At 34.9% G+C, this 23,870-nt stretch carries 19 protein-coding genes; 9 read left to right on the top strand and 10 right to left on the bottom strand.

Going from position 1 to position 23,870, the window contains the following annotated elements; genetic code table 11:
- Window positions 1-118: 118 nt before the first annotated feature.
- The 6 genes from EV144_RS16640 to EV144_RS16665 all read left to right on the top strand — a co-directional run bounded on the left by EV144_RS16640 (window position 119) and on the right by EV144_RS16665 (window position 7,153).
- The gene (locus EV144_RS16640) at window positions 119-877 is read left to right on the top strand and encodes an MlaE family ABC transporter permease (protein WP_134150298.1); all 759 of its coding nucleotides are present in this window, start codon (window positions 119-121) and stop codon (window positions 875-877) included.
- Between the two features lie 4 nt (window positions 878-881).
- Window positions 882-1,658 (top strand): ABC transporter ATP-binding protein, encoded by a 777-nt coding sequence (locus EV144_RS16645; protein ID WP_134150299.1) that lies wholly within the window; start codon window positions 882-884, stop codon window positions 1,656-1,658.
- Window positions 1,659-1,681: 23 nt separating this feature from the next.
- Complete coding sequence (locus EV144_RS16650) at window positions 1,682-2,515, top strand: MlaD family protein (protein WP_134150300.1); 834 nt, start codon at window positions 1,682-1,684, stop codon at window positions 2,513-2,515.
- 116 nt (window positions 2,516-2,631) lie between these two features.
- On the top strand, window positions 2,632-5,442 hold the full coding sequence (locus EV144_RS16655; RefSeq protein ID WP_134150301.1) for an AsmA family protein: 2,811 nt from the start codon (window positions 2,632-2,634) through the stop codon (window positions 5,440-5,442).
- 11 nt (window positions 5,443-5,453) lie between these two features.
- Window positions 5,454-5,942 carry a low affinity iron permease family protein gene (locus EV144_RS16660; RefSeq protein WP_134150302.1) on the top strand — a complete coding sequence of 163 codons (489 nt, stop codon included), beginning with the start codon at window positions 5,454-5,456 and terminating at the stop codon, window positions 5,940-5,942.
- Window positions 5,943-5,953: 11 nt separating this feature from the next.
- On the top strand, window positions 5,954-7,153 hold the full coding sequence (locus tag EV144_RS16665; RefSeq protein ID WP_134150303.1) for an NAD(P)/FAD-dependent oxidoreductase: 1,200 nt from the start codon (window positions 5,954-5,956) through the stop codon (window positions 7,151-7,153).
- Window positions 7,154-7,222: 69 nt separating this feature from the next.
- On the opposite strand, the gene EV144_RS16670 is transcribed toward EV144_RS16665, so the two are convergent.
- From EV144_RS16670 to EV144_RS16680, 3 genes are all read right to left on the bottom strand, one after another.
- Window positions 7,223-7,546 carry a cupin domain-containing protein gene (locus EV144_RS16670; RefSeq protein WP_134150304.1) on the bottom strand — a complete coding sequence of 108 codons (324 nt, stop codon included), beginning with the start codon at window positions 7,544-7,546 and terminating at the stop codon, window positions 7,223-7,225.
- A gap of 14 nt (window positions 7,547-7,560) precedes the next feature.
- A complete protein-coding gene (locus EV144_RS16675; protein WP_134150305.1) occupies window positions 7,561-8,514 on the bottom strand; it encodes a bifunctional helix-turn-helix transcriptional regulator/GNAT family N-acetyltransferase in 954 nt (317 codons plus the stop codon).
- A gap of 200 nt (window positions 8,515-8,714) precedes the next feature.
- Window positions 8,715-9,740 carry a helix-turn-helix domain-containing protein gene (locus tag EV144_RS16680; protein ID WP_134150306.1) on the bottom strand — a complete coding sequence of 342 codons (1,026 nt, stop codon included), beginning with the start codon at window positions 9,738-9,740 and terminating at the stop codon, window positions 8,715-8,717.
- Window positions 9,741-9,954: 214 nt separating this feature from the next.
- On the opposite strand from EV144_RS16680, the gene EV144_RS16685 reads away from it, so the two are divergent.
- Entirely contained in the window at window positions 9,955-10,437 is a 483-nt protein-coding gene (locus tag EV144_RS16685; protein WP_134150307.1) for a DNA-deoxyinosine glycosylase, read from the top strand.
- 342 nt (window positions 10,438-10,779) lie between these two features.
- A complete protein-coding gene (locus EV144_RS16690; RefSeq protein ID WP_134150308.1) occupies window positions 10,780-11,214 on the top strand; it encodes a DUF6526 family protein in 435 nt (144 codons plus the stop codon).
- 242 nt (window positions 11,215-11,456) lie between these two features.
- Here the strand turns inward: EV144_RS16690 and EV144_RS16695 are convergent, their stop codons facing one another.
- On the bottom strand, window positions 11,457-12,866 hold the full coding sequence (locus EV144_RS16695) for an MATE family efflux transporter (protein ID WP_134150309.1): 1,410 nt from the start codon (window positions 12,864-12,866) through the stop codon (window positions 11,457-11,459).
- Between the two features lie 62 nt (window positions 12,867-12,928).
- Window positions 12,929-13,396: a MarR family winged helix-turn-helix transcriptional regulator gene (locus tag EV144_RS16700; protein ID WP_166670590.1), complete on the bottom strand. Its 468-nt coding sequence runs from the start codon at window positions 13,394-13,396 to the stop codon at window positions 12,929-12,931.
- Window positions 13,397-13,555: 159 nt separating this feature from the next.
- On the opposite strand from EV144_RS16700, the gene EV144_RS16705 reads away from it, so the two are divergent.
- Entirely contained in the window at window positions 13,556-14,473 is a 918-nt protein-coding gene (locus EV144_RS16705) for a hypothetical protein (RefSeq protein WP_134150311.1), read from the top strand.
- Between the two features lie 269 nt (window positions 14,474-14,742).
- On the opposite strand, the gene EV144_RS16710 is transcribed toward EV144_RS16705, so the two are convergent.
- From EV144_RS16710 to EV144_RS16730, 5 genes are all read right to left on the bottom strand, one after another.
- Window positions 14,743-16,767, bottom strand: coding sequence for a glycoside hydrolase family 97 protein (locus EV144_RS16710; protein WP_134150312.1), 2,025 nt, complete (start codon window positions 16,765-16,767; stop codon window positions 14,743-14,745).
- 25 nt (window positions 16,768-16,792) lie between these two features.
- Window positions 16,793-18,037 carry a glycoside hydrolase family 71/99-like protein gene (locus EV144_RS16715; protein WP_134150313.1) on the bottom strand — a complete coding sequence of 415 codons (1,245 nt, stop codon included), beginning with the start codon at window positions 18,035-18,037 and terminating at the stop codon, window positions 16,793-16,795.
- Between the two features lie 173 nt (window positions 18,038-18,210).
- The gene (locus EV144_RS16720) at window positions 18,211-19,713 is read right to left on the bottom strand and encodes a RagB/SusD family nutrient uptake outer membrane protein (RefSeq protein ID WP_134150314.1); all 1,503 of its coding nucleotides are present in this window, start codon (window positions 19,711-19,713) and stop codon (window positions 18,211-18,213) included.
- A 25-nt stretch (window positions 19,714-19,738) separates the two neighbouring features.
- On the bottom strand, window positions 19,739-22,756 hold the full coding sequence (locus EV144_RS16725; protein ID WP_243854692.1) for a SusC/RagA family TonB-linked outer membrane protein: 3,018 nt from the start codon (window positions 22,754-22,756) through the stop codon (window positions 19,739-19,741).
- 29 nt (window positions 22,757-22,785) lie between these two features.
- Entirely contained in the window at window positions 22,786-23,868 is a 1,083-nt protein-coding gene (locus EV144_RS16730; RefSeq protein WP_134150315.1) for a hypothetical protein, read from the bottom strand.
- Window positions 23,869-23,870 lie beyond the last annotated feature (2 nt).

Genomic DNA, 23,870 nt, shown 5'->3' on the forward strand with positions numbered 1-23,870 from the left:
TTATGTAAGATTTTTTGTGTTTTATTGAGGTAACTTTCGTATAGATTTTACAAGAAATAGATTTTTTTGTTAAATAATTGATATACAGATTTATAAATTCAACCTTAAACAAAACATTTTGATTCTCAACTTAAAAAATACGTTCGCCCAGATAGGAGACGCAACATTGTTTGCTAAGAAGTTTTTTAAGGAGGTTTTTATACCGCCTTATGAGGCAAAAGAGTTTTTAAAACAATGTTACGTTATTGGGTATAAATCGCTTCCACTGGTTGCGATTACGGGTTTTATTATGGGTTTGGTGCTTACATTACAATCACGCCCAACATTAGTAAAATTTGGTGCAGAATCCTGGTTACCGGGAATGGTAGCTTTATCGCTGATACGCGAAATTGCACCGGTAATTACAGCTTTAATCTGTGCAGGAAAAATTTCGTCTGGAATTGGAGCCGAATTAGGTTCGATGAAAGTAACAGAGCAAATTGACGCAATGGAAGTTTCGGCTGTAAATCCGTACAACTATTTGGTTGTGACCAGAATATTAGCCTGTACGCTTATGGTGCCAATATTAGTGTTTTTTGCAGATGCTGTGGGCGTTATCGGCGGTTATGTTGGAATTAATATTCACGGCGATGTAAATTTCTATCGTTATCTAACGCAGATTATTCAATCGTTGGAATTTTTAGATCTTTTTCCGGCAACGATTAAAACTTTCTTTTTTGGCTTTTTTATCGGAATGATTGGCTGTTATAAAGGTTTTAATGCCAAAAACGGAACCGAAAGTGTGGGAAGGGCAGCAAACTCTGCTGTCGTAACGGCCTCTTTAAGCATTTTTATTATTGATATGGTAGCGGTGCAGATAACAGATTTATTTTTTTAAGATCATGAAAGAAAAATTACTTAAAGACCCCGTAGTCAAAGAAAAAAAACAAGCTCCTATAATTGAGATCAAAAATCTCCACAAAACATTTGGCGGAGACAATGAAGTTCTTAAAGGGATAAATCTTACCGTAAACAAAGGCGAAGATTTAGTGATTTTAGGACGTTCCGGATCTGGAAAATCAGTAACCATAAAATGTATTGTGGGTTTGATAACACCAGATGAAGGCGAAATAAAAGTTTTTGATGAAAATGTACTCAACCTTAAAAAAGCAGATCTCAATGCAATAAGAGTCAAAATTGGATTTCTTTTTCAAAGTGGTGCTTTATACGATTCTATGTCCGTTAGAGAAAACCTTGTTTTTACTTTAACCAAACACAAAAGAGATTTATCTGCAGAAGAAATTGAAAACGAGGTTATGGAAGCGCTGGAGAATGTAGGATTGGGAGATGCAATTGATAAAATGCCGTCTGAACTATCTGGAGGAATGAGAAAAAGAATTGGTCTTGCCAGAACTTTAATCCTTAAACCGGAAATTATTTTATACGATGAACCTACAACAGGATTAGACACTATAACATCTAGAGAAATCAGCGAATTAATCCTTGAAATAAAGCATAAACAAAAAACATCATCCATCATTATTACGCACGATATGGCGTGTGCAAAACTTACCGCCGATCGCATTATGGTGTTAAAAGAAGGTGTAATTCATGCCGAAGGAACTTACGAAGAACTAGAAAAAGACGAAGACGAATGGGTACGCTCATTTTTTGAATAAAGCAAAATAAATAATTAGAAATCATGGAGAAGCAATCTGAATATACCTGGAAATTAGGAATGTTTGTAACAATAGGCTTAGTGCTGTTTGTAATGGCCGTATATTTTATTGGTAAACAAAAAAACCTATTTGGTTCAACCTTTCACATTACCTCACAATTTAAAAACGTAAGCGGTTTAGAAGTCGGAAACAATGTTCGTTTTTCGGGAATCAATGTTGGAACTGTCGAAGAAATAAAACTTATAAACGATTCATCTGTCGTAGTGCGATTGGTGATGAAAGATAATGTTCAGGAATTTATCAAAACAGATGCTCGTGCTAGTATTGGTTCTGATGGTTTGATGGGCGATAAAGTGCTGACTATTTCTCCTGGCACAAAATCTCAGAAAGTAATTGAAAACAACGGTCAAATTGCTTCTGTTGACGGAATTGAAATGCAGGATTTAATGAAAAGCGTTAAAAAAAGTGTTGACAACGTAGGTGTTATTTCTGATGAACTCGCCATTTTCAGCCACAGCATGAACAACGGAAACGGCGCCTTGGCGAGATTAGTTCGCGATGATAAAATGGCCAACAGCGTTTCTAATACGCTTTCTAATCTGGAATCTGGTACAAAAGGTTTTAGCGATAATATGGAAGCTGCAAAAAGTAATTTCCTTCTTAGAGGATATTACAAGAAAAAAGAAAAGCAAAAAGCGAAAAAAGCAGAAGAGCTGAAAGAGAAAAAAGAAGAGCAGCAGGAAAAAGCAGCTAAAGAAAAAGAGCAGAAAGAAAAGGACCTAAAAGAGCAAAAAGAAAAAGAGGAAAAGCAAAAACAGGAAGACGCTAAAAAAGCCGAAAAAGATAAAAAGAACTAATTGTTTTTTGTGAAAATATTTTTGTGAAATGTGAATTGCAATTTCTTATTCGCCTTAAAAATAAAAATCCGGACTAGATCATTTTAGTCCGGAATCAACTTTTAAATCTATCGTATATGCCAGTCTCATTTAAACATACAGCCTTAAAAATTTTAAAAATTACAGGAATTGTAATTGCAGGAATTCTGCTGTTACTTTTTTTGCTTCCAATACTTTTTCCCGGAAAAATAGCTTCTGAAGTTAAAAAAGTAGCCAACGAACGTTTGGATTCAAAGTTAGAATTTTCGAATTCTAAACTTTCCTTTTTTACCCATTTCCCGTCGCTTACCGTTTCGCTTGACGATTTATCTTTAACGGGTTCAAAACCTTTTAGCAACGATACATTATTAAAAGCAGAACAAGTTGCGTTTGGAATTAACTTAAAAAGATTGATTTTTGACAATGAAGTAAAAATCAATAAATTATACGTTTCTAAAGCCGATATCAATATAATGGTCAACCAAAAAGGGGAAGCCAATTACAATATTTATGTTGCTCCAGAAGATCGGGACAATAAAAAAGATCCCAATGAGCCGGAAGAAGGAACTGCAATAAAATTAGAACGAATTGATCTTGAAGATTGTAATGTAAAATACAACGATCGTTCTGCTAAAATTATGGTGGATGCAAAAGGTTTTAATTATGTTGGAAAAGGCGATTTAAGCGAAGATATTTTTGATCTTAGAACAGACGCAAAAATTGACAAAGTCGATTTCTTTTACGGACAAACGGCTTATCTACAGCAAAAAGAAGTCCAAGCCGATTTAATTACCAGAATCAACACGCACGCACTTACTTTTATTCTTCAAAAAAATGAATTGCATATTAATAAACTGCCGCTGGAATTTACCGGCGTATTTAGCATTTTAAGAGACGGTTATAAAATAAATATCAAAGCCGCATCAGAAAACACAACTGTCAAAGATTTGTTTTCTGTAATGCCACCAGAATATTTGACCTGGCTGGATGAAACCGAAATTTCGGGCCGAAGTGATTTGCTTTTTACTTTTAAAGGAGATTATAATGTCGCCAAAAAACAAAAACCAGATTTAGCTTTCAATCTAAAAATAAATGATGGCGCTATAAATTATCAAAATGCGCCCGTTCCATTAACTGATTTCCAGATGGATCTGAATGCGATTCTGCCTTCATTAGACATTGAGCAACTTGGAATAAATTTGAGAACACTAAAATTTAAAGTTGGAGAAAAAGATTATTTTACGGCGTATCTGCACAGTAAAGGCTTTAATGAAATGAACATTAATGCGAGCGTAAAAGGCGCATTAGATCTTGCCGTTGTTGATGCTGCAATTGGTTTGAATACTGTTGATTTAAAAGGACTTTTAAAAACAGATATTCAGGCAAAAGGACTTTTTAGTACTTCAAAAAAATTATTTCCTAAAACCATCGGAGGAATTTCACTTCGAAATGGCTGGCTCAAAACAGACTCCTACCCTAACCCTATTACCAACATTACTTTTGTCGCCAACGTGCTTAATAAAGCAGGAACGTATCAGGATTTAATTGTGGCAGTTGCGCCGGCTTCGTTTGTTTTTGAAGGAAATCCGATGTACGTAAATGCGACTTTATCTGATTTTAGTGATTTGGCTTATAATGCAAAAATAAAAGGAGAACTCAACGTTGGGCGCATTTATCAGGTTTTCTCCCGAAAAGGACTCGATGTAACAGGTTACGCCAAAGCCGATCTTTCGCTAAAAGGAAAACAAAGCTATGCTACAACCGGACAATATGATAAACTGGACAACAGAGGAACTATTGTATTAAAAAACATCAAAGCCACTTCTGAACTTTTCCCAAAAGCTTTTTTTATCAAACAAGGGAATTTCCGTTTTCAAAACGAAAAAATGTGGTTTGATAAATTCTACGCTTCTTACGGAAAATCCGATTTTGATATTAACGGATATCTGCTGAATACGATTAATTATTTTCTGGAATCACACGGGACTTTGAGCGGCGATTTTACCATGAAATCGAAATTAGTCAACGTTGATGAATTTATGGCGCTTAAAAAAGGCGAAAACACCGATCGTAATCTTGAAGTGCAATATGCAAAAGAAGATCATCCAAAAATGAGCGGTGTTGTAATTATTCCGAAAAACTTAAATGTCGGACTAAAAGCAGACGTGAACAAAGTAGAATATAACGGTTTGGTTTTAAATAAACTGAATGGAAAAGTGGGCATTACAAAAGGAGGCTTTTATCTTGAAAATACCACTTTTAATATTATCGACTGTATTTTGGGTGTGAGCGCCAATTACAAAGACGAATCGCCAACTTCTGCCCATTTTGATGCTCATTTTACTGCCAAAGACTTTAGTGTACAAAGAGCCTACAAAGAAATACCAATGTTTCATGACATGGTTTCTGCTGCAGAAAAAGCAGAAGGAATTATTTCTGTGGATTATAATATCAAAGGCGATTTAGACGGAAACATGGGGCCAATTTACGAATCGCTGGAAGGCGGCGGAACTCTTAATCTGCGCGATGTCAAAGTAAAAGGATTAAAACTTTTTGAAGGAATAAGTTCTAAAACCGGACAAGACGGGCTTAACAATCCTGATATGCAGGGAATTGAAATTAAATCAAATATAGACAACAACCTGATTCACATTGAGCCTTTTACGTTTACTGTTGCCAGTTTTAAACCGACTATAAAAGGTACAACAAGTTTTGACGGCCTTCTGGATTTAAGAATGCGTTTGGGTTTACCGTTATTCGGAATTATTGGTTTTCCGATTACGATTACGGGAACGCATGAAAATCCTAAAATAAACATCTTCAGTAAAACGGGTGAAAAAATTGACGATGCTGTTTATGATGAAAAGCATAATAAAGTAATTAAAAAAGAAAAAGTCAGAAAATCTTAATTCAAAAAACAATGAAAACTAAAAAACAAAACGGCGGTAGTTCATTCGAAAAATTTGCTACCAAAACTTCTAAAGCAGCCGGGAGCACAACCGCTTTTATTAGCGCTTTTTTAATTGTTATTGTTTGGGCAGTTTCGGGACCGTTTTTCAATTATTCAGAAACCTGGCAATTGGTTATTAATACCGGAACTACGATTATTACTTTTCTAATGGTTTTTTTAATTCAGAAAGCACAAAATAAAGATTCACTTGCTATTCAGCTTAAACTAAATGAATTAGTAGCGTCAAGCGAATTTTCCAGCAATAGTTTGGTCGATATAGAAAGCATGACCGAAGAAGAAATGATTATTGTGCAGAAATATTATCACAGGCTTAGTGAGCTTGCCAAAAACGATGAAAGCATAAAAACTTCACATTCAGTTGCAGAAGCAGATGATCTGCACGAACGTAAGAACGACAGCAGAACTAAACTACAGCATAAAACCAAAACCAAAAAATAAAAACCAAAAAAATGAAATTACGCTCTACCGAAACATTTTGGCCGTTGCAAAGCGCCATGAAAATCAGTTACCCGTCAATAGATTCTAATATCAATACAGAAATCTTAATTGTTGGCGGCGGTATAACGGGAGCTTTAATAGCTTACAAATTAATTAATGAAGGAAAAAAAATAGTACTGGTAGACCGCCGTGATGTCTGCAACGGAAGTACAGCAGCAAGTACAGCTTTACTTCAATACGAAATTGATGTTCCTTTGCATGAACTTATAAAACTGAGAGGTACAAAATGTGCTGTTGACAGCTACAGCAATGGTAAAAAAGCCATTTTTGACCTGCGCCATATTGTAGATACTATAAAAAGCGACTGCCAGTTTGAGTTTAAAAAAAGCATCTATTTTTCTTCCGTAAAAAAAGACATTCCGTTTTTAAAAAATGAATTCAAAGCCCGAAAACAAAACGGATTTGATGTAAGCTGGCTGGGTAAATATGAGCTAAAAAAAATGGGACTGAATGCATTGGCTGCAATAGAATCGAAAACAGCCGCCGTAATGGATCCTTATAAACTGGCAAATGATCTTTTTAAGTACTGCCAGAAAAAAGGGCTGCAGATTTATGATCGTACTAATATTACTTCGGTTCAGCATCAAAAAGATAAATGTATTGCTGCAACAGAAAATAAATGCACCATTACAGCCAATCACGTGATATACTGTAGCGGTTACGAAAGTGTTGAAACACTGACAGAAAAAGTAGTCGATTTAAAAAGTACGTATGTTATTGCATCAGAAAATGTTCCTGATCTTTCTACAGCTTTTAAAAATGCTATTTTCTGGGATACAGCGTCGCCTTACCATTATTTTAGATCGACCGCTGATAACCGAATAATTGTTGGAGGTGGTGACGAAGAATTTAGAGACGCTAAAAAGCGTGATAAATTGATCCCGAAAAAAGAGCAGTATCTTTTAAAACAATTTCAAAAAAAATTCCCCGGAATCACTTTTAAAATCGATTATTCCTGGGCCGGAACTTTTGGAGAAACCAAAGACGGGCTTCCTTATTTTGGAAAACCTGATCCCAAAAAAAATGAACATTACGTATTAGGTTTCGGAGGAAACGGAATCACTTTCAGCGTAATCGGAATGAATTCGATTTTAGATTCTCTGGAAAATAAAAAGAATACTGATTTGGAGTATTATCGATTTGGGCGTTGAAAAAGTTACTAAGATACTAAGGTTCTAAGTTACTAAGTTCTTTCTTAGCAACTTAGAATCTTTCAATTACTATAAATAATCTTGTCTAATTGGTGTAAAAACATCAACGACTTCTCCAGCTTCTAGGATCTCAATAGAATGTTCAATATTTGCCGGAATAGAATATGTATCTCCTTCTTTTAATAAAAATTCTTTTTCATCGAATTTTAGTTTGTAACTTCCAGAAATAACATAGCCGCTTTGTTCATTTGGATGTTTATGAAATGGTACTGAATCTGTTATTTTATATAACATTTTAGTTACCATCGAATCATTCCCAATTGAAAGAACTACAAAATCTACTCCTAAAAACTGTCGTGAAACAGCTTCCTCTTTTTTAACAACGTTTTTCATTCTAATTTTATTTATTAATTAACTTTAAGCTCCATTTGTATGTTACAGCGCTTGTAAGGTGTTTCAAGACCAAAAACTTTCTCGAAACCTAGTTTATAATACAGGTTTATAGCAGGTTTTAGGATTGTATTGCTTTCCAGATAAATCTTTTTAGCTCCTAAATCTTTTGCTTTATTTACAACTGCCTGTCCCAAAAGCCAGCCGATATTTTTGCCCTGCGCTTTTGGCGAAACCGCCATTTTTGCCATTTCAAAATCATAATCCTGATTATTTGTTTTGATGAGTGCGCACACTCCAACAGGGTCATTTTCATATAAAGCCACCAGAATTTTTCCGCCTTTATTTAAGATATATTCTTCAGGATTGTCTAAAGCTTTGTAATCTGCTTCTTCCATTTCAAAATAGGTCGAAATCCATTCTACGTTTAAGGCTCTAAAAGCTTCTTTATATTCAGGTTTGTATTCTACGATTTCAACATCTTTGCTTTCGCGAAGTTTTTTCTGATCGCTTACACGTTTAAAAATTGATTTTTGCTGAAGTAAAAATTCCCATTCTTCAAGTGCTGCCCAAAGATTATGTTTTGATTCAGAAATCAAATCGTCCATTGCCACTTCAATATCAATTAATTGCTGTTTCATCTTCTGCGAAAGCGAAATACCTTTTTCTGTTAAAACGACATTGTTTTTGCGTTTATCATCGGTTTTTAAGCTCTCTTCTACAATTCCGGCGCTAATCATTTCCCGAATAATCTTACTTACAGAAGGCTGAGAATGACCAATTTCATTCGCAATTTCAGTAATTGTGAGTTCTCTTTCTTCAGATAATGTATAAAAAACAGGAAACCACTTTGGAGCTAAATCCACTCCGTACATTTCGTAAATTTTAGAAGCATCATCTGTAATTGCTGCTGTCATTAAACGCATACGGCTTCCTAATGCCGCTTTGCCTACTTTATTAAAAAATTCCATATCATAATTAATTATATAACCAGTTATGCAAATATATTCTTTTTTTAGATACTAAGGTTCTTAGTTGCTAAGATTCTAAGATTTTTTTTCTAGAAAAAGAAAAAAGCATTCTGAATATTGAATATTCAGAATGCCTTTTTTTTAAACTTAGTAGCTAAGAACCTTAGTACCTGAGAATCTTAGAAGCTTAGAACCTTTACCTAAGCTGTAATAGCCAACGGATTCAAATTAAATTTGTATTCTTTTGGACTGCAGTTAAATTTTTGTTTGAAAATTTTAGAGAAATAACTTCTACTGGTAAAACCAATGCAGTACACAATTTCTGAGATATTTAAGTCTGAAGTCCTAATTAAAATTTCGGCTTTTAGGACTCTCATATGGGTAATATAATCGTTTACGGTTCTGTTGTGAATCATTTTAAAACCTTCCTGAAGTTTGTTTGGAGACAATCCGGATTTTTTGCTTAATGATTTAATCGTAAAAGGTTCTTCTGGATTTGCTTTAATAAATTCTGAAAGTTCTTTTATTTCTTCCATTTCTCTTAGAGTCAGACAATTTGCATCTTTTTCTAAAGCATTTAAATCGTCTGTATGTTGTTGTATTTCCATTGCCAAAATGATTCTTAAAACGCCTTCTTTCAAAAGGTTTCTTACGATTCCGGTTTGTGTAACAGAATTTAATTGTTCAATTTTTTCGGCAATTTTCAAATTATAAGAACCGATATAAAAGAAATCCTGAGGCAGATTATCATCAAAAAAAGTTTCTTTTACTTTTTGGTTTAAAGAATGCAGCTGTTTTTGCGGATCAACCTGCGTGCCTACAATTATGAGTGTAAATTTTGTTTTTTTATTTTTATCAAAAAATAGAACATTGTCCATTTTTTCTTTTGAAGTTACAATCGCAGTTTGAAACGTTTTTAGTTTACGCTCCTCGCCTTTGCTTCCAAAACTATGAGACAAATTTCCCTGAGAACAATAGGCAAAATAAATTGGAGAAGACTTTAAGTTGAGAATATCCATTCGGGCATCATCAAAAAAGGTCATATCAAATTGTACGTAAGAAATATTATCATTAAACGAAGCTCCAACAATAGAACCTGTTGCAAAGTTATTGTCTACTTCAAGCGTATATTCATCTAAATCATAAGTTACTTTTCCGCCGAAGTTTTTATTTAACTCCTCAAATATATTTTGAGTTTTGTCTGTATTTATAGTAACTATTTTCATCTTGAGAGGCTTTAAAATTCAATACTTATTTTTTATCGCTTTTTAGAGAAGAAGTAGTATCTTGAGAATTCTAAAAAACTGAATTTCAAAGTTCGCTCATACATCAGCCAATAATGTTATATAATTTTTCGATTTTGTTTTATAATTATCTATAAACAATAATTTTAACTCAAATAAAATATTTCTTAATTCAAAAGATAAAAATCCATTTGTAATGAAGAGCTTCTCTTTTCCGCCAATTGCTCCAGAAAAAGCTAAAATACTGATATTAGGCACAATGCCCGGCACAAAATCATTAGAGTTAAATCAATATTATGGACACAATCAGAATAATTTCTGGAAGTTTATGTTTACCATTTTAAACGAAGACTTTTCTACTGATTATGAAACCAAAAAAGAATTGCTCGTAAAAAATAATCTTGCTCTTTGGGATGTATTGCAGTTTTGCGATCGTGTAGGAAGTTTAGACAGTGCGATTAAAAACGAAATCGCCAATGATTTTGAACATTTTTTAGAAAAGCATTCGCATATTAGTACAATACTTTTTAATGGACAGAAAGCAGCAGCATTTTTTAAAAAATACGTTCATTTAAAAAAAACATATCAACTTATTACACTTCCGTCAACAAGTCCCGCAAATGCGGGAAAATCATTTCAGTCTAAATTAGAGGAATGGTCAATTATTAAAACATTATAAAACAACACTTTAAAAGAATAAAAACTAACAATAATAACAATGTAAAATTTAAAGAAAAATCTCTCACATTGGAATCATGTAACATTTTCGTTTTAAAATATAACTAGAAACTTCTACTCTTGATATAATTTTACATCAACGAAATGGAAGCCGGTATAACGATAGACGATGAAAATGATAAGGCTTTCTTTTTCGATATGAAGCAAGACTTAAGACAACCGTAAAAGGTTTTATTATAAAGAGAACATTGGTTATGTTAGTTTATTTTTGGGAAAAAAAAGCTATTCTATTTATTTAGGATAGCTTTCTTTTTTATAAGTCACCCCCTCAAATCAAATTATTATGAAAATTCAGAATTACGACAATCATATCCGATTTTACACCCCGCACCACTTTATTTATTATCCAATATTAACAGTATTTCTGGGGTTTAGTATTTATTTTGCTTTCACAACAGAACAACAGCTTATTTGGGCATTTATCAGCGTAGGTTTTATCTTTTTGTTTTGCCTAGCATTTATGCTTCGTCAGCATTATGCACTAATCCTCCAAAACCGAATTGTACGTTTAGAACTTCGTTACCGATATTTTACACTAACAGGAAAAAGATTAGAAGAGTTTGAATACAAACTAACCGACGATCAAATATTTTCTTTAAGATTTGCTCCCGATAATGAATTAATTCCGCTTGTAGAAAATGCGCTAAAAAACAATTTGACTGGCGATGCTATTAAAAAGTCAATTGTAAATTGGAAAGGGGATTATTTTAGGGTTTGATTTTTTTTAAGCTTCTGAGGTTCTAAGTTGCTAAGGTTCTAAGATTTTCAATAGCAATTTGTAACATCAAAAATCAAATTCAATTTAAAATTAAATATTTAGCTAAAGCCTTATTCTTCTTCAAATCTTTTAACCTCCAGCTAAAGCTGGAGGCAATTCAAAATATTGTAACCTTTACAACTTTGAACTTGATATCTTAAAAATCTTAGAACCTTAGCAACTTAGAACCTCAGAACCTTAGATCAAAATCCTTCTTTAACAATTTCCTTCTCCACCTTATCAATCAGTTTATTTGTTTTTCCGGTTAGGCGTTCTTTTTTCCAATCGCCTTTGGCATAAATGATTAAAGTAATTAAAGCCGTAACCACCGTTGAAATTGGAAAAGCATACCAGATTCCGATTTTACCAAAATTAGTATTATGAGATAAAATATACGCAATCGGGAATTGTAAAACCCATTGCGATACTAAGGTAAGAATCATAGGCAAAGTTGTATTTCCGACTGCGCGGAAAACACCTAATAAACACATTTGCAAACCAAGAAATCCCCACGAAAGACAAGTAATTCTTAGAAAAGTTGTACCGCCGGAAATAACTTCTGGTTCATCAGGAACGAAAAAAGCAATTAGATAGGGTGCAAAAATATACGCAATAACGCCAATTGCAGTTAAAAGTCCGAAACCAAGATACGTACCTAATTTTCCAATTTCTGCAGCACGCGCAATGTTTCCTGCTCCAATATTCTGTCCAACCAAAGTAGCAATCGCCATAGAAAGCCCAAGTGCAGGAATCAATATCAGCTGAATTAAATTAGAACCAGCTCCGTAAGAAGCAACTGTTGTAGTACCAAAATGCACAATCAAAAACGTAATCGCCATCATTCCCAAAGCTCTCATAGATTGCTCTATCGAAGATGGAAAACCAATTTTGAACGCTTTTTTAACGTGTTTATAATCGGGTCTAAAATCACTTAATTTTAAATGAATACCGTGTTTTCCTCTAAATAAAATGGCAAAACCAATAATGATTGCCAGACTTTGTGTTGATAAAGTTGCTAACGCTGCACCTTTTACACCCATTGGTGGAATAAATTTCCACCCAAAAATAAAGATCGGATCTAGCGCAAAATTTAAAATTACAGTTCCTAAAACAATATAAACCGGTAAAGTAACACGTCCGACCCCGCGCATTATAGATTGAAAAATCATAAATCCGAAGCTAAAAACAAGTCCCACAAAAGCAACCCGCATAAAGCCTAAAGCATCTGCATAAACCTGTGGCGTTACTTTTAGTACATATAAAAAATACGGGCTCAGCAAATAACCAATTATAGACAGTCCAATAGAAACTGTAATTACCATAAGTAAGGTCTGCGCTGCCACATGATTGACCATTTCCTGTTGTCCGGCGCCAAAATATTGTGCAATAAGAATTGAGCCGGCAATTGCCAAACCAGTTCCTAAAGCGATTGTTAAAAAGATTACGGGCGTACTTACAGAAACTGCAGCAACAGCATCACCTCCAAGACGACCGACCCAAAATGCATCAACCAGTTGATAAGCGGCCTGCAAAAGATTAGCGATCATAATAGGCACTGCCAGTTTTAATAAAGAAGAAAGTATAGGACCTTCTAGTAATTCGTTTTTTTTCATTTTATTTTCTAATTCTATATTTTTAATAAGTTGATATATCAACCTTTATTTCGCAAAATTTTTTAAAGCGTTTCTAATCGATCTGCATAAGATCTAATTGTTTCTAAAGCTTCTCCTCTTTCTTTTTGAGAAAAAACAGAAAGCACCTCATCTTCTGCTTTCTTCATTAACGATCGAATATTTTTTGCTAAACTAATTCCTTCGTCTGTAAGACTTACAATATTTTTTCTCTTATCGGCTTTATCTTTTTGAACCTCAACCAGATTCTTTTTTTCAAGCGCATTAATACTTCTTAAAATGGATGATTTATCCCGCATTGTAATATCTGAGAGTTCTCTCTGAGAACGATTCTCACGCTGCAAAATCATAATTAAAGGTAATTGTTCTAGTTGTAAAGTAATTCCCGCTTCGCTCATTAAAGCATTTGTACGTCGAAAAATAGTACGCTTCATACGATGAATCTGAAAGAAAAAACTATCTGAGATTTCATCGCCTAAAGAAGAATTTGAAGTTGCTGGATCTTTTTCCATTTTTATCATATGCAAATTTACAAAAAAAGAGTGACATGTCAACTATTTGTAATTTTAAAAATCATAAAATACTGATAACCAATATATTTTTAAAATAATAAAAAAAATTGCATGATTTTTTTTGTTAACTTTATTCGTCTAAATTTAAATATCCCTCCTATGAAAAATTTATTCTACTTTTTGATTATTTCGTTTTATGGGCTTACTTCATATTCGCAGGATGTTGCAGAAAATATTCCAAATGACAGTTTAATTTCCATAAAAGAACCTTACCACTTTGATCAAAATTATTTGGCTGATGATGATTTACCGTGGCACGCAAGGCGGTTTAAAGTAAATGCAGGTGCTTTTTTTCCGTTAAATAACACTGATATTAGAGTTGGGACTAATAACGGAAATGCCGGAACTGATATTGATCTTGAGGATGATTTAGGATTTAATAAATCCAGTACTTCTTTTATGGGTACTTTTGAATGGCGTATTTCGCGACGTTCCAGATTAGGAACTGAATATTTTGTATTGAACAGAACCGCAACCAAAACTTTACAAAAAGAAATTACTTTTAAAGATGAGACCTACAATATAGATACTAGAATTACTTCATTTTTTGATGTACAGATTGCCCGAATTTATTATGGATATGCCTTTTTATCTAAACCAAAATATGAAGCTGGACTTTTAATTGGTGCACATGTCCTTTTTGCAGATATAGGCTTGCGTGTTGAAGCCAATCAGGCGAGCTTAGAACGTAGAGAAACTTTTAACTTTACGGCGCCACTTCCGGATATTGGGGTTTGGGGAGAATTTGTTTTGGGCAAACGTTTTGGTTTGTCTGTAAATGCCAATTACTTTGCTGCTAAAATTGATAATATAAGCGGTCGTATTGTGAGTTATAATTTATCTCTTTTGTATAATGTTTATCAAAATTTCAGCCTTACTGCCGGATACACTGGCTTAAATTTTAGAGTCGATGACAGAGAAGAAAATCTAAACGGCTATTTAAAATGGGGATATAACGGTCCGAGTATTACGGCTACTTATTCTTTTGGAAATCATGTAAAATTGTATAAACATTAGTTTTTTAAGTTCTAAGTTACTGAGATGCTAAGGTTCTGAGGTTTTAGGTTCCAATTTACCGATTCCTGCAAGGTTTTCAAAACCTTGCAGGTATTTATTGAACGCTCCTAATGACTTATTTACTAAAAATTACTTTTATAATAATCATAAATACCTACAAGGTTTTGAAAACCTTGCAGGAACTCTCAAAATAAATAACCCCGATCTTTAAAAAGATCGGGGTTATTTTTAAACTTAACTTACTTAACTCAAAATAAAACTCAACTAACTTATTTTTGTATTAGAGAAAATTTTACAGCTGTTCCGCCTCCGGCTGCTAGTTTTAAATCTAAAACTGTTTTATTATTTACTTTCTGTTTTGAAATCGTAACCGGATAAGGATTTGTTTTGTAATTGGCTCCTGTTCCATCTGCGTAGATTTCTGCTTCGTATTCTTTGTCTTTGTCTAAGAACGAAAGCGCAACTTTTAGCTCTCTTGCTTTACTATTAGTAATAGATCCTAAATACCAGTTTTTCTCGTCCCAGTCTTTACGCGCAATTGTAGCGTATTCTCCAATTTTTGAATCTAAAACTTTGGTATATGACCATGTACACGGAACGTCTTTTATAAACTGAAATTCTGGTTTTCCTTCATAATTCTCCGGCAAATCTGAAGCCATTTGCAACGGACTGAAAATAATAACATATAATGCCAATTGATTTGCCAAAGTGGTCTGCACTCTCGCTCCAGAAGGTGTTTTATAATCAAAATTGAAATTACCCGGTGTATAATCAAATGGCCCTGAAAGCATTCTGGTAAAAGGTAAAGTGGTTAAATGCTCTGGAGTATTTCCTCCATCAACCGACCACGCATTGTATTCTTGTCCTCTTCCTCCCTCTTGCGACATGAAGTTTGGATATGTGCGCTGAATTCCGGTTCCTTTCATCGGTTCGTGATTGTCAATCATGATATGATATTTGGCAGCTGTTTCGATTACTTTTCTGTAATGACGCGCTCCGTATTGACTGTCGTGCCATTCTTTTTTATCCAGATATTTGTTTACATAACCTGTTTTTACGGAGTTTACGCCCATTTTCTGATACAGTTTGAAAGCATCTTCCAATTGGCTTTCGTAATTTTTGGTTGCACCCGCTGTTTCATGATGTCCGATTAGGCGAACATTTTTCATTGCGGCATATTTAGTAATTTCTTCTAAATTAAAATCTGGATACGCTTTTACAAAACTAAAAGCAGAACCGTCGGCAGTCCAGTCACCATCCCAACCTTCGTTCCAGCCTTCGACTAAAACGCCGTCGAAATTGTTTTTCGCAGCAAAATCTATGTATTCTTTTGTGTTTTTGGTTGTCGCTCCGTGTTTCGGACCTTGTCCCCAAGTGAATTTTTCTAAATGCATTCCCCACCAGATTCCGATGTATTTTGATGGCGTAATCCAGGACAAATCTTCAATTTTTGAAGGTTCGTTTAAATTCAGCATAATGGTAGAAGTTGCCACATCGCCCGGAGTTTTACCTACAACAATTGTTCTCCAAGGTGTTTTAAAAGGTGCTTCTGCATACACTTTTACCCCGTTTGACCACGGCACCAAATCACTTTTATATTGTTTATCAGAGGTTTTTAGTAAAGTCATTGATGCAAAATCGGTTAGATTTGCTTCGTGAATGGCTACGTACAATTTGTCTTTGGTTTCAAAAGTTGCCGGCGTATTGATGGTATCGGTTTTACTCATCAACGTTTTGCGGTACGTACTTTCATAATAACTGTTTTCGCGGTGCACGGGAATCCACCAAACTTCATTATTATCTTTAAAAGTAAATTGTGTTACTTCATTAGAGATTTTTACTTTTCCTAAATGAGGCTGTTTCGGAAACTCATATCGAAATCCTAATCCGTCATCAAAAACCCTGAAAATAATATTTACGAGACGTTCTTCTCCACCCGATTCTTTTAGGTTTACAATTATTTCGTTATGATGATCTCTTACTTTTTTGAATTCGCCCCAAGGTTGTTCCCAGCTTAAGTCGGCTTCTTTTTCTTCGGTAGAAACCACTTCAAAACCATCTGTCATTTTCTGAATTCCCTGAAATTCAAATCCTAATAAAGAAGGTTCTATAACCGATTTTCCGTGAGATGAAAAGCTGTATTGAGGTTGTCCTGAAGCTGTTAATTCAAAAACCAATTCGGAGTTTTTATCAGGCGAGCTTATTTTGTATTTTTTTTGAGTTTTAGTACTGCAGGCAAAAATCAGCATGGATGCTAAAGTAAGCAGACAGTATCTATATCTTAGGTTTTTCATTATTTAATTGTATTAATTACAACTCTTATTTAATTTCATTTAGTAACTGTTTTGCTTTTGCAGACTGCATCGAAACAAAATAATTAAAGGCTTGATCTAGTTTTTTCTGGGCTTCGGCATTCCCTTTATTTTTTACTCTTAAATCGTATAATTTGCTAATGTCTGTAAATACGTTTTCTGTATTTTTAACTCCGGCAAATGCTTTTACTTTTTCTATATACGTGTAACCGAATTCTACGGTTGGTTCCAACATTGTTCCTTCTCCAAAGTCATTCCATGTTATTAACTGCAGGTAATTTAAATTGGCATTTTTAGCCATGGCAAGGGTTTCATCAAGCGTTGCTCCGTTATTATGTTCAATTGTCCATCCAATTGCTGCACCGCCTCCGCCTTCGGCATAAAAATCTTTAAATCCGGGATAAGCACTTCCTATAGCAACAGAAAGTTTCGGTTTTGTATTGGTATAAAAATTAGTGAGATAAGTGCTGTTTTTATATACCCAGGCATATTCGCCAGAAGCATTTGCTCCTGCTTCTACAGATTGATCCCAAAGTGTAATGAAAGTTGGTTTTGTGGTTAATGTACCAAAAACGTTTGTCCATTCTGCGGGTGTTTGCAATACGATTGGGCCAAAATTCATTAACAGAGGTTTGCCATTAATTTTAATATAATTAGCATCATTAAAATAATTATTTTGTACATAAGCTAAATCTGTTTTTGCTGCGCTGGTTACCGAAATTGCTTTTCCAGCATCGACTGCGCTTTTTGTTACTCGGTCTTCATAGACTATGGCATATTCTAAACCTACTTTATCGAGCATTGCGATAAGCTGTTCGGTATTTTCTTTTACCATTTTGTAATCGTAAACATCGTACGTGCCGTACCAATCAATCAAAACACCATCTATTCCGGAGTATTTCATCAATAATAAATGATTTTCGATCACATTTTTATCTCCCGAATGATAGGGTCCGATTAGCGGATAATAGTACGAAGCAATTTCTCTGCGGTTGTTTGCACCTATATTGTCTGGATTTTTGTTGGCCATTGTCCAGTGATATCCCCATTTTTTATCGGCACTGCTTTCTTTGGTTTCAAACCACGGCATGTAGTGCACGTAAATTTTGGTGCTGTTGGTTTTCTCTATCGCAACGGGAACAGTTGTTTCTGGTGTTGTTGGTTGATCTGAACCTTTGTCATCGCTGCTGCAACCAGACGCGATTATAATATTCATGATCCCAAAAAACAATAATGAGATGTATCTTTTCATATTGATGTTTTTGATTTTATTTTTTGCCACAGATTAAAAGGATTTTTACAGATTTTGTATGTTCTTATTTTGAGATAAAATCATTTTAATCGTTTTAATCTCTGGCAAAAAACATTTAAATAATATGTCAGCCTTCCACGACTAACCAACATGGAAGACTGACATTAAATAACCTAATACCCAGGATTTTGTACCAGGTTTTTATTTGTTGTTAAAACTGTGCTTGGAATTGGGAAAATAGCTCTGGTCTGAGGTGTTGTTCCTTTTTCCCACCACGGTAAAAAGAAAGTTCCAAAACGAATGTTGTCTGTTCTTCTTCTTCCTTCAAAAGTAAATTCCTTAAGCAATTCCTGATCTATAAAATTAAGATCTACGGTTGCTGGCATTTCTTCTCCGGCGCGCGCTGTAACTTGTTGCAAAAATGGTTTTGCTAAATCTGGCGAACCTAAACGTACGTAACATTCTGCCTGCATCATTAGGATTTCTGCATAACGAATTAAAACAAAATCGTGATCGCGTTCCCAGTTTTCTCCAGCTTTCATTTCGTATTTAGCCAAACGAACGCCTTCATTTTCTTTTGCATCTGTTAAGCTTGTCAGGTTTTCTGTGTAAGTAAGCGGTTCTCCGTTATCCATAATAATTACAGAACCTGTAGCTAGATTGATCTGATCGCCTTGAAGCATACATTTTTTTCTTTTGTCTGTATCTGCAAATTTGGAATAAAGACCTGGTTGTCCGCACATTCCGTTGGCGCTCCACGGATAATTTCCTGTTGGAGAAATCGCTAGTTTTTGATTGTAATGACAAGACATGGAGTTCATGTAATTACCAACTGTTCCGGCTTTTGAATCGTAAGGAATAGCAAATATGATCTCTGTTGATGTCTGGTTTTCTGTTGCAAAATTGGTAAAGAAATCCGGCGTTAAGGTATATCCAGTAACTTTTTGGCACATATTTATACAATCCTGCCAACGCGCCTGACCGATAAATGCTTGTGAATTAAGATATAATCTTGCTAAAATAGAATACGCAACATTTTTTGTTAGTTTAGAATACACTACATTTCCATTTAAATGCGGAATAGCATCCAGCAATTCTTTTTCTACAAAATCATAAACTTGTTTTCTGGTTGAATTTGACGGAAGATCTGTATCTTCAAAATTGGTTACGATAGGCACATTTCCAAACAAATCCAAAAGATTGTAATAGTAATACGCTCTTAATGCTTTTAATTCTGCATAAATTGGCGCTTTTGCCTGCTCTGTCAAAGACGATTTATCTATTTGATAAATAATCGCATTGATTTTGGCAATTCCGGTGTAGTTGTAACGCCAGGCCGAAAGAATCATTCTGTTGTCTGCTTTCCAGGTATGCTTTTGTGCATCCTGATATTGCCCTCCGTCATACCAGTTTGTTCCTCTTGTTGGTATTGTAGCTTCATCAGACGCTACTTCATTCAAAAAGAAAACATATTCGCACGTTGGATAATTGTTTGAAATTCCGTCTGCAAATCCTCTTAAAGAAGAATAAGCTCCTCCTACTAGCGCATCAATTTCTTTTGGAGTGTTTCCAAAATTTCCATCTTCTACTTTATCATACAAATCTTCGTTTAAGTTTGTACATGATATCGTAAAAAGCATGCTCATCAATATTGCTGCTGTTATTTTGATTTTCATTTTTTATATTTTTGAGTTAATTCGCTTAATTATTCAGCGTAAAATTTAATCCAACAGAAATCGTAGTTGGTCTCGGATAATTGTTATATCGGTCAATTCCAGGAGCTGCAAGTCCGGTAAGATCCATTACTCCCGTTTGTCCAATTCCGTCCTGAGCATTTAATCCAATCTCAGGATCAACACCCTTGTAACCTGTAATTACAAAAAGGTTTTCTCCCATTACATACATTCTGATTTTTGAACCTTTGTATTTTAATGGTAAAGTATAACCCAATGAAAGTGTCTGAATTCTAAAGAAAGAAGCATCTTCTATCCAATAATCAGAATATTTTGGAGCTGATGTGATACCCGTGTTCAGGAAATCATCCGGCACATTAAAAGCTGGTAATCTGTTAGGATCGTTTAGCATCATGTTGGTTGCGTTTAAAGCTTTTTGTCCAAACATTCCGTATCCGGAAATACCAAGATCAAAATTTCCGTACGTAAAATTCATTCCAAGACCTAAAGTCAAATCTGGCTGAATGTTTCCTAAATCTGTTTTATCTGCATCTACCAAAGCACTTTCGGCAACTACAGCGCCCGCAGCATTGTAATACTGAATTTTTCCGTCGGCATCTAAACCAGCGTTTTTAAATCCCCAGAAAGTTCCAACCGGATATCCTTCTGCAATAACCTGAGAATATTGTCCAGACATACCTGCTAAACCATGTAATGATCCACTGTAGATAACGTCTGTTTTATAAGTTGGGTTTGATAATTTTTCGATTTTCTGAACGTTGTGTCCAAGCGTTAAATTAGCATTCCAAGTAAATTTATCTCCTTTTACGATGTCTGCATTCAATGTAAGTTCAACACCTTTATTAGACATTTCACCAACGTTTGCCAGCATTGTTCCCACTAAATATGGAGGCTGAGGCACTTCATAAGTATATAATAAATCTTTTGTTGTTTTAGAATACCACTCAAATGATCCCGAAATTCTGTTGAAAAGACTAAAATCTACACCAATATTAAGTTGTTGTGTTGATTCCCATTTCAAATCTGGATTTGGGTTTTGTTGCGGCGAATAAGCCAAACTCCACGTTTTGGTAACCGGATCGTAGTAACTGTCTTTTCCAACTCCTAAAATAGAAAGTGATTTGTACTCTCCAATTCCGTCCTGGTTACCTGTAACTCCATAACCAACTCTTACTTTTAGGTTATCCAGCCAGCCTTTTGTACCGTCCATAAATCCTTCGCTTGAAACTTTCCATGCAGCAGAAGCCGATGGGAAAGTTCCCCATTTATTGTTTTCTCCAAAACGGCTGGAACCATCACGTCTAACTGTTGCCGTCAACAAATATTTCCCGTCGTACGAATAATTGGCGCGGGCAAAAAATGAAACTAAATTAGATTTTCCTTTGTATGAATACACATCACCCAAACGATAATTGTAACCTGCACCCAAATTATTATAACCAAAAGCATCGGTTACAAAACCACTTCTTTGCGCTCCAAAACCTTCATAGATATTTTCGAAATAAGAATATCCAGCCAAAGCGCCAATAACATGTTTGTCTATCGTTTTATTGTAGTTTACAAAAACTTCACCTTGCGCATTCATATATTCTGCATAAGTTCTTTGCGCATAACCATCTTCTGTTCTACCTTCCATAACGGCGTACGATGGTTTGTAAGTACTTCCCTTTACAGCATTATGTTCTAGCGAAATATTAGCCGAAACCATAAAATCATTCAGGAATTTTACTTCGGTTTTAAAATAACCTAAAAGTCTGTGTCTTTCGTTATCAACTGTTCTGTTGGTTAAGATTTCAACAGGATTTTCGTAAATATTACCACTTACAGCAGAAAATTCTCCGTTGGCATCGTAAACCGGAATTGTTGGGTTTAAATTGTAAGCACGTTCAAAAATTCTGTAATCTATCGGATGCCATTTGTCTATATTGGCAAATAATCCCATATCAAATTTTACATCTTTATTGTCTCCAAGATATTGGTAAGCGCTCACGTTTCCGCTGATTCTTTCTAAACCAGATTCTTTGATAACACCTTCATTTTTTAGATACGAAAGTGACGTTCTAAAACCGCTGTCGGCTTTTCCGGAATTAATACTCAAAGTATGAGACTGCGAAATTGCAGTTTGCTCGATTGCTTTTTGCCAATTTGTATTTCCTCCGTAATCTACAGCATCCATATTATTGGTTTGACGAACATAACCTCTCCATTGGTCTGCAGATAAAAGGTCTAAATTGTCTGCAACATAACCAATACTAGATAAACCGCTATACACTACAGAAACTCCTTTTGTACCCGATTTTGTTGTAATAATAATTACTCCATTTGCACCTCTAGATCCATATATAGCTGTCGCCGAAGCATCTTTAAGAACGTCAACCGATTTTATATCCGAAGGCTGAACGATATTGATATCAACACCCGCAATTCCGTCAACTACAATAAGCGGACTGTTGCTTGCTGTTAATGAAGTTCCTCCGCGTAAGCGAATGGTAGAACCTGCAGCCGGATCTCCAGAAGGACGAATAATACTTAATCCGGCAACTTTTCCCTGCAAAACCTGCTCTGTAGAAGAAATTGTTCCTTTTACTAAATCATCTGCTCCAACAGTAGAAATTGCTCCGGTTAAGTCTGATTTTTTTACTTTTCCGTATCCAACAGAAACTACCTGAACTTCTGCCAATGCGTAACCGTCATTTTGCAGACGAACATCAATATTATTGGATGTTGCCGTGATCTGAACTTTTTGAGTCGTTGCGCCGATAAACGAAACCTCAATTGCACCTCCTACAGCTACCTGTATTGTAAATTTTCCGTCAAAATCGGTTGAAGTTCCATTTTTAGTTCCAACCTCCATAACAGAAGCTCCCGGCAATACATTTCCTGCATTGTCATAAACGGTTCCTGATACCTGCTTTTTTCCCTGCGCAAAAATTCCTGCCGAAAGAAAAAGCATGAAAATCATCAAGACTGCCGATTTAGTAGTCCACATTTGATGCAGGACTATTTTTTTATTTTTACTATTCATTAGAATTGGTGTTTTAATTTGATAGTGAATTATTTGTCTAAAGTTTTAAGAGGAATCGAAGTGTCTGAAATCGTTTTGTCTTTGTTGTCTTTTACCAAAACATGAATTTCACTCAAATTCGGAACTCCTTTTAATTCTGAAACTAAATTGACAAATCCTTTTATTTCTGCTGTTCCTCCGGCAAACTCACCAGAAAATGTTTTAGTGCCCGCTGTAATGGTGTAAAGCAGTTTGTTTACCCCTGCTTCGTTATTTTTTCTAGACATTCCTAAAAAGTCTTTTTGACTTATTATGGAAGGGAAAAAAGTAAAAACCGGTGGCGGTGGCGGTACAAATTCGCCAGCGTAAATAATCTGGTCTCCAGAATTGGTTGTCCAGTCTTTTGCAACCATTAGAAAAGTAATATTCTCCATAACAAAACCTGGCTCTGTTTTATAATATTCCTGCGGAATCAAATCCATTCTATAAAAACCATTTCCAAGATCTTTCAATTTTGTTTTTTCAGAAACATCCGGAAGCCAAGCCTGATATTCCTGTAAAACGGCCCAATTGTTTAATCCGCTATGAAAATGCACACTTGGTACGCCTGCAAAACCGTCTTTAAGATTAGAATTGAATAAAATACTAACCGGTTTATCGATTGTTGGTTTTGTTGGATACGATCTGATTAACTCGTTTGCAGTATAAAATGAAGAAAAATCAGTGTAAGCAATATTGGCAACATCACTTTGTTTTGATCCGTTTTTGTTTTTCAAACGAAACCAAAATCCTGCACTTGCTGCAATTTCAGCCGGAGTTTTAGAAAAATAAACTGTTGGAGTCAAAGTAAAACTCCACATTTTATTGCCTTCATATTTCAGTTTTGCAAAATCTGAAGAGTTTTCCCAGTTGCCTGCATCTGGTTCAGATGGCGACCAAATCCAGATATAAAGATCTTCGTTTTCTGCAAATGTGCTTGCCGACATATCAAAATACCAGGTTACTTTTTCATCGTATTTGTACACTACAGGAAAAGACGACATTGGTCCTACAGCTCCCGCAGCTTCTTGTGCCTGTATAAAATTAGGAGCCATTAACAAGGCAAATAGAATTGTATATATAAACTTTTTCATAT

This window comes from Flavobacterium sp. 270 (assembly GCF_004368785.1).
GTDB lineage: Bacteria > Bacteroidota > Bacteroidia > Flavobacteriales > Flavobacteriaceae > Flavobacterium.

Excerpts from the sequence above, each read along its gene's own strand:
- EV144_RS16645 (WP_134150299.1), top strand. The coding sequence starts at position 882 with ATGAAAGAAAAATTACTTAAAGACCCCGTAGTCAAAGAAAAAAAACAA.
- EV144_RS16720 (WP_134150314.1), bottom strand. The coding sequence starts at position 19,713 with ATGAAAATCAAAATAACAGCAGCAATATTGATGAGCATGCTTTTTACG.
- EV144_RS16650 (WP_134150300.1), top strand. The coding sequence starts at position 1,682 with ATGGAGAAGCAATCTGAATATACCTGGAAATTAGGAATGTTTGTAACA.
- EV144_RS16730 (WP_134150315.1), bottom strand. The coding sequence starts at position 23,868 with ATGAAAAAGTTTATATATACAATTCTATTTGCCTTGTTAATGGCTCCT.
- EV144_RS16655 (WP_134150301.1), top strand. The coding sequence starts at position 2,632 with ATGCCAGTCTCATTTAAACATACAGCCTTAAAAATTTTAAAAATTACA.
- EV144_RS16685 (WP_134150307.1), top strand. The coding sequence starts at position 9,955 with ATGAAGAGCTTCTCTTTTCCGCCAATTGCTCCAGAAAAAGCTAAAATA.
- EV144_RS16725 (WP_243854692.1), bottom strand. The coding sequence starts at position 22,756 with ATGAATAGTAAAAATAAAAAAATAGTCCTGCATCAAATGTGGACTACT.
- EV144_RS16670 (WP_134150304.1), bottom strand. The coding sequence starts at position 7,546 with ATGAAAAACGTTGTTAAAAAAGAGGAAGCTGTTTCACGACAGTTTTTA.
- EV144_RS16700 (WP_166670590.1), bottom strand. The coding sequence starts at position 13,396 with ATGGAAAAAGATCCAGCAACTTCAAATTCTTCTTTAGGCGATGAAATC.
- EV144_RS16675 (WP_134150305.1), bottom strand. The coding sequence starts at position 8,514 with ATGGAATTTTTTAATAAAGTAGGCAAAGCGGCATTAGGAAGCCGTATG.
- EV144_RS16660 (WP_134150302.1), top strand. The coding sequence starts at position 5,454 with ATGAAAACTAAAAAACAAAACGGCGGTAGTTCATTCGAAAAATTTGCT.
- EV144_RS16665 (WP_134150303.1), top strand. The coding sequence starts at position 5,954 with ATGAAATTACGCTCTACCGAAACATTTTGGCCGTTGCAAAGCGCCATG.
- EV144_RS16695 (WP_134150309.1), bottom strand. The coding sequence starts at position 12,866 with ATGAAAAAAAACGAATTACTAGAAGGTCCTATACTTTCTTCTTTATTA.
- EV144_RS16680 (WP_134150306.1), bottom strand. The coding sequence starts at position 9,740 with ATGAAAATAGTTACTATAAATACAGACAAAACTCAAAATATATTTGAG.
- EV144_RS16710 (WP_134150312.1), bottom strand. The coding sequence starts at position 16,767 with ATGAAAAACCTAAGATATAGATACTGTCTGCTTACTTTAGCATCCATG.
- EV144_RS16690 (WP_134150308.1), top strand. The coding sequence starts at position 10,780 with ATGAAAATTCAGAATTACGACAATCATATCCGATTTTACACCCCGCAC.
- EV144_RS16705 (WP_134150311.1), top strand. The coding sequence starts at position 13,556 with ATGAAAAATTTATTCTACTTTTTGATTATTTCGTTTTATGGGCTTACT.
- EV144_RS16715 (WP_134150313.1), bottom strand. The coding sequence starts at position 18,037 with ATGAAAAGATACATCTCATTATTGTTTTTTGGGATCATGAATATTATA.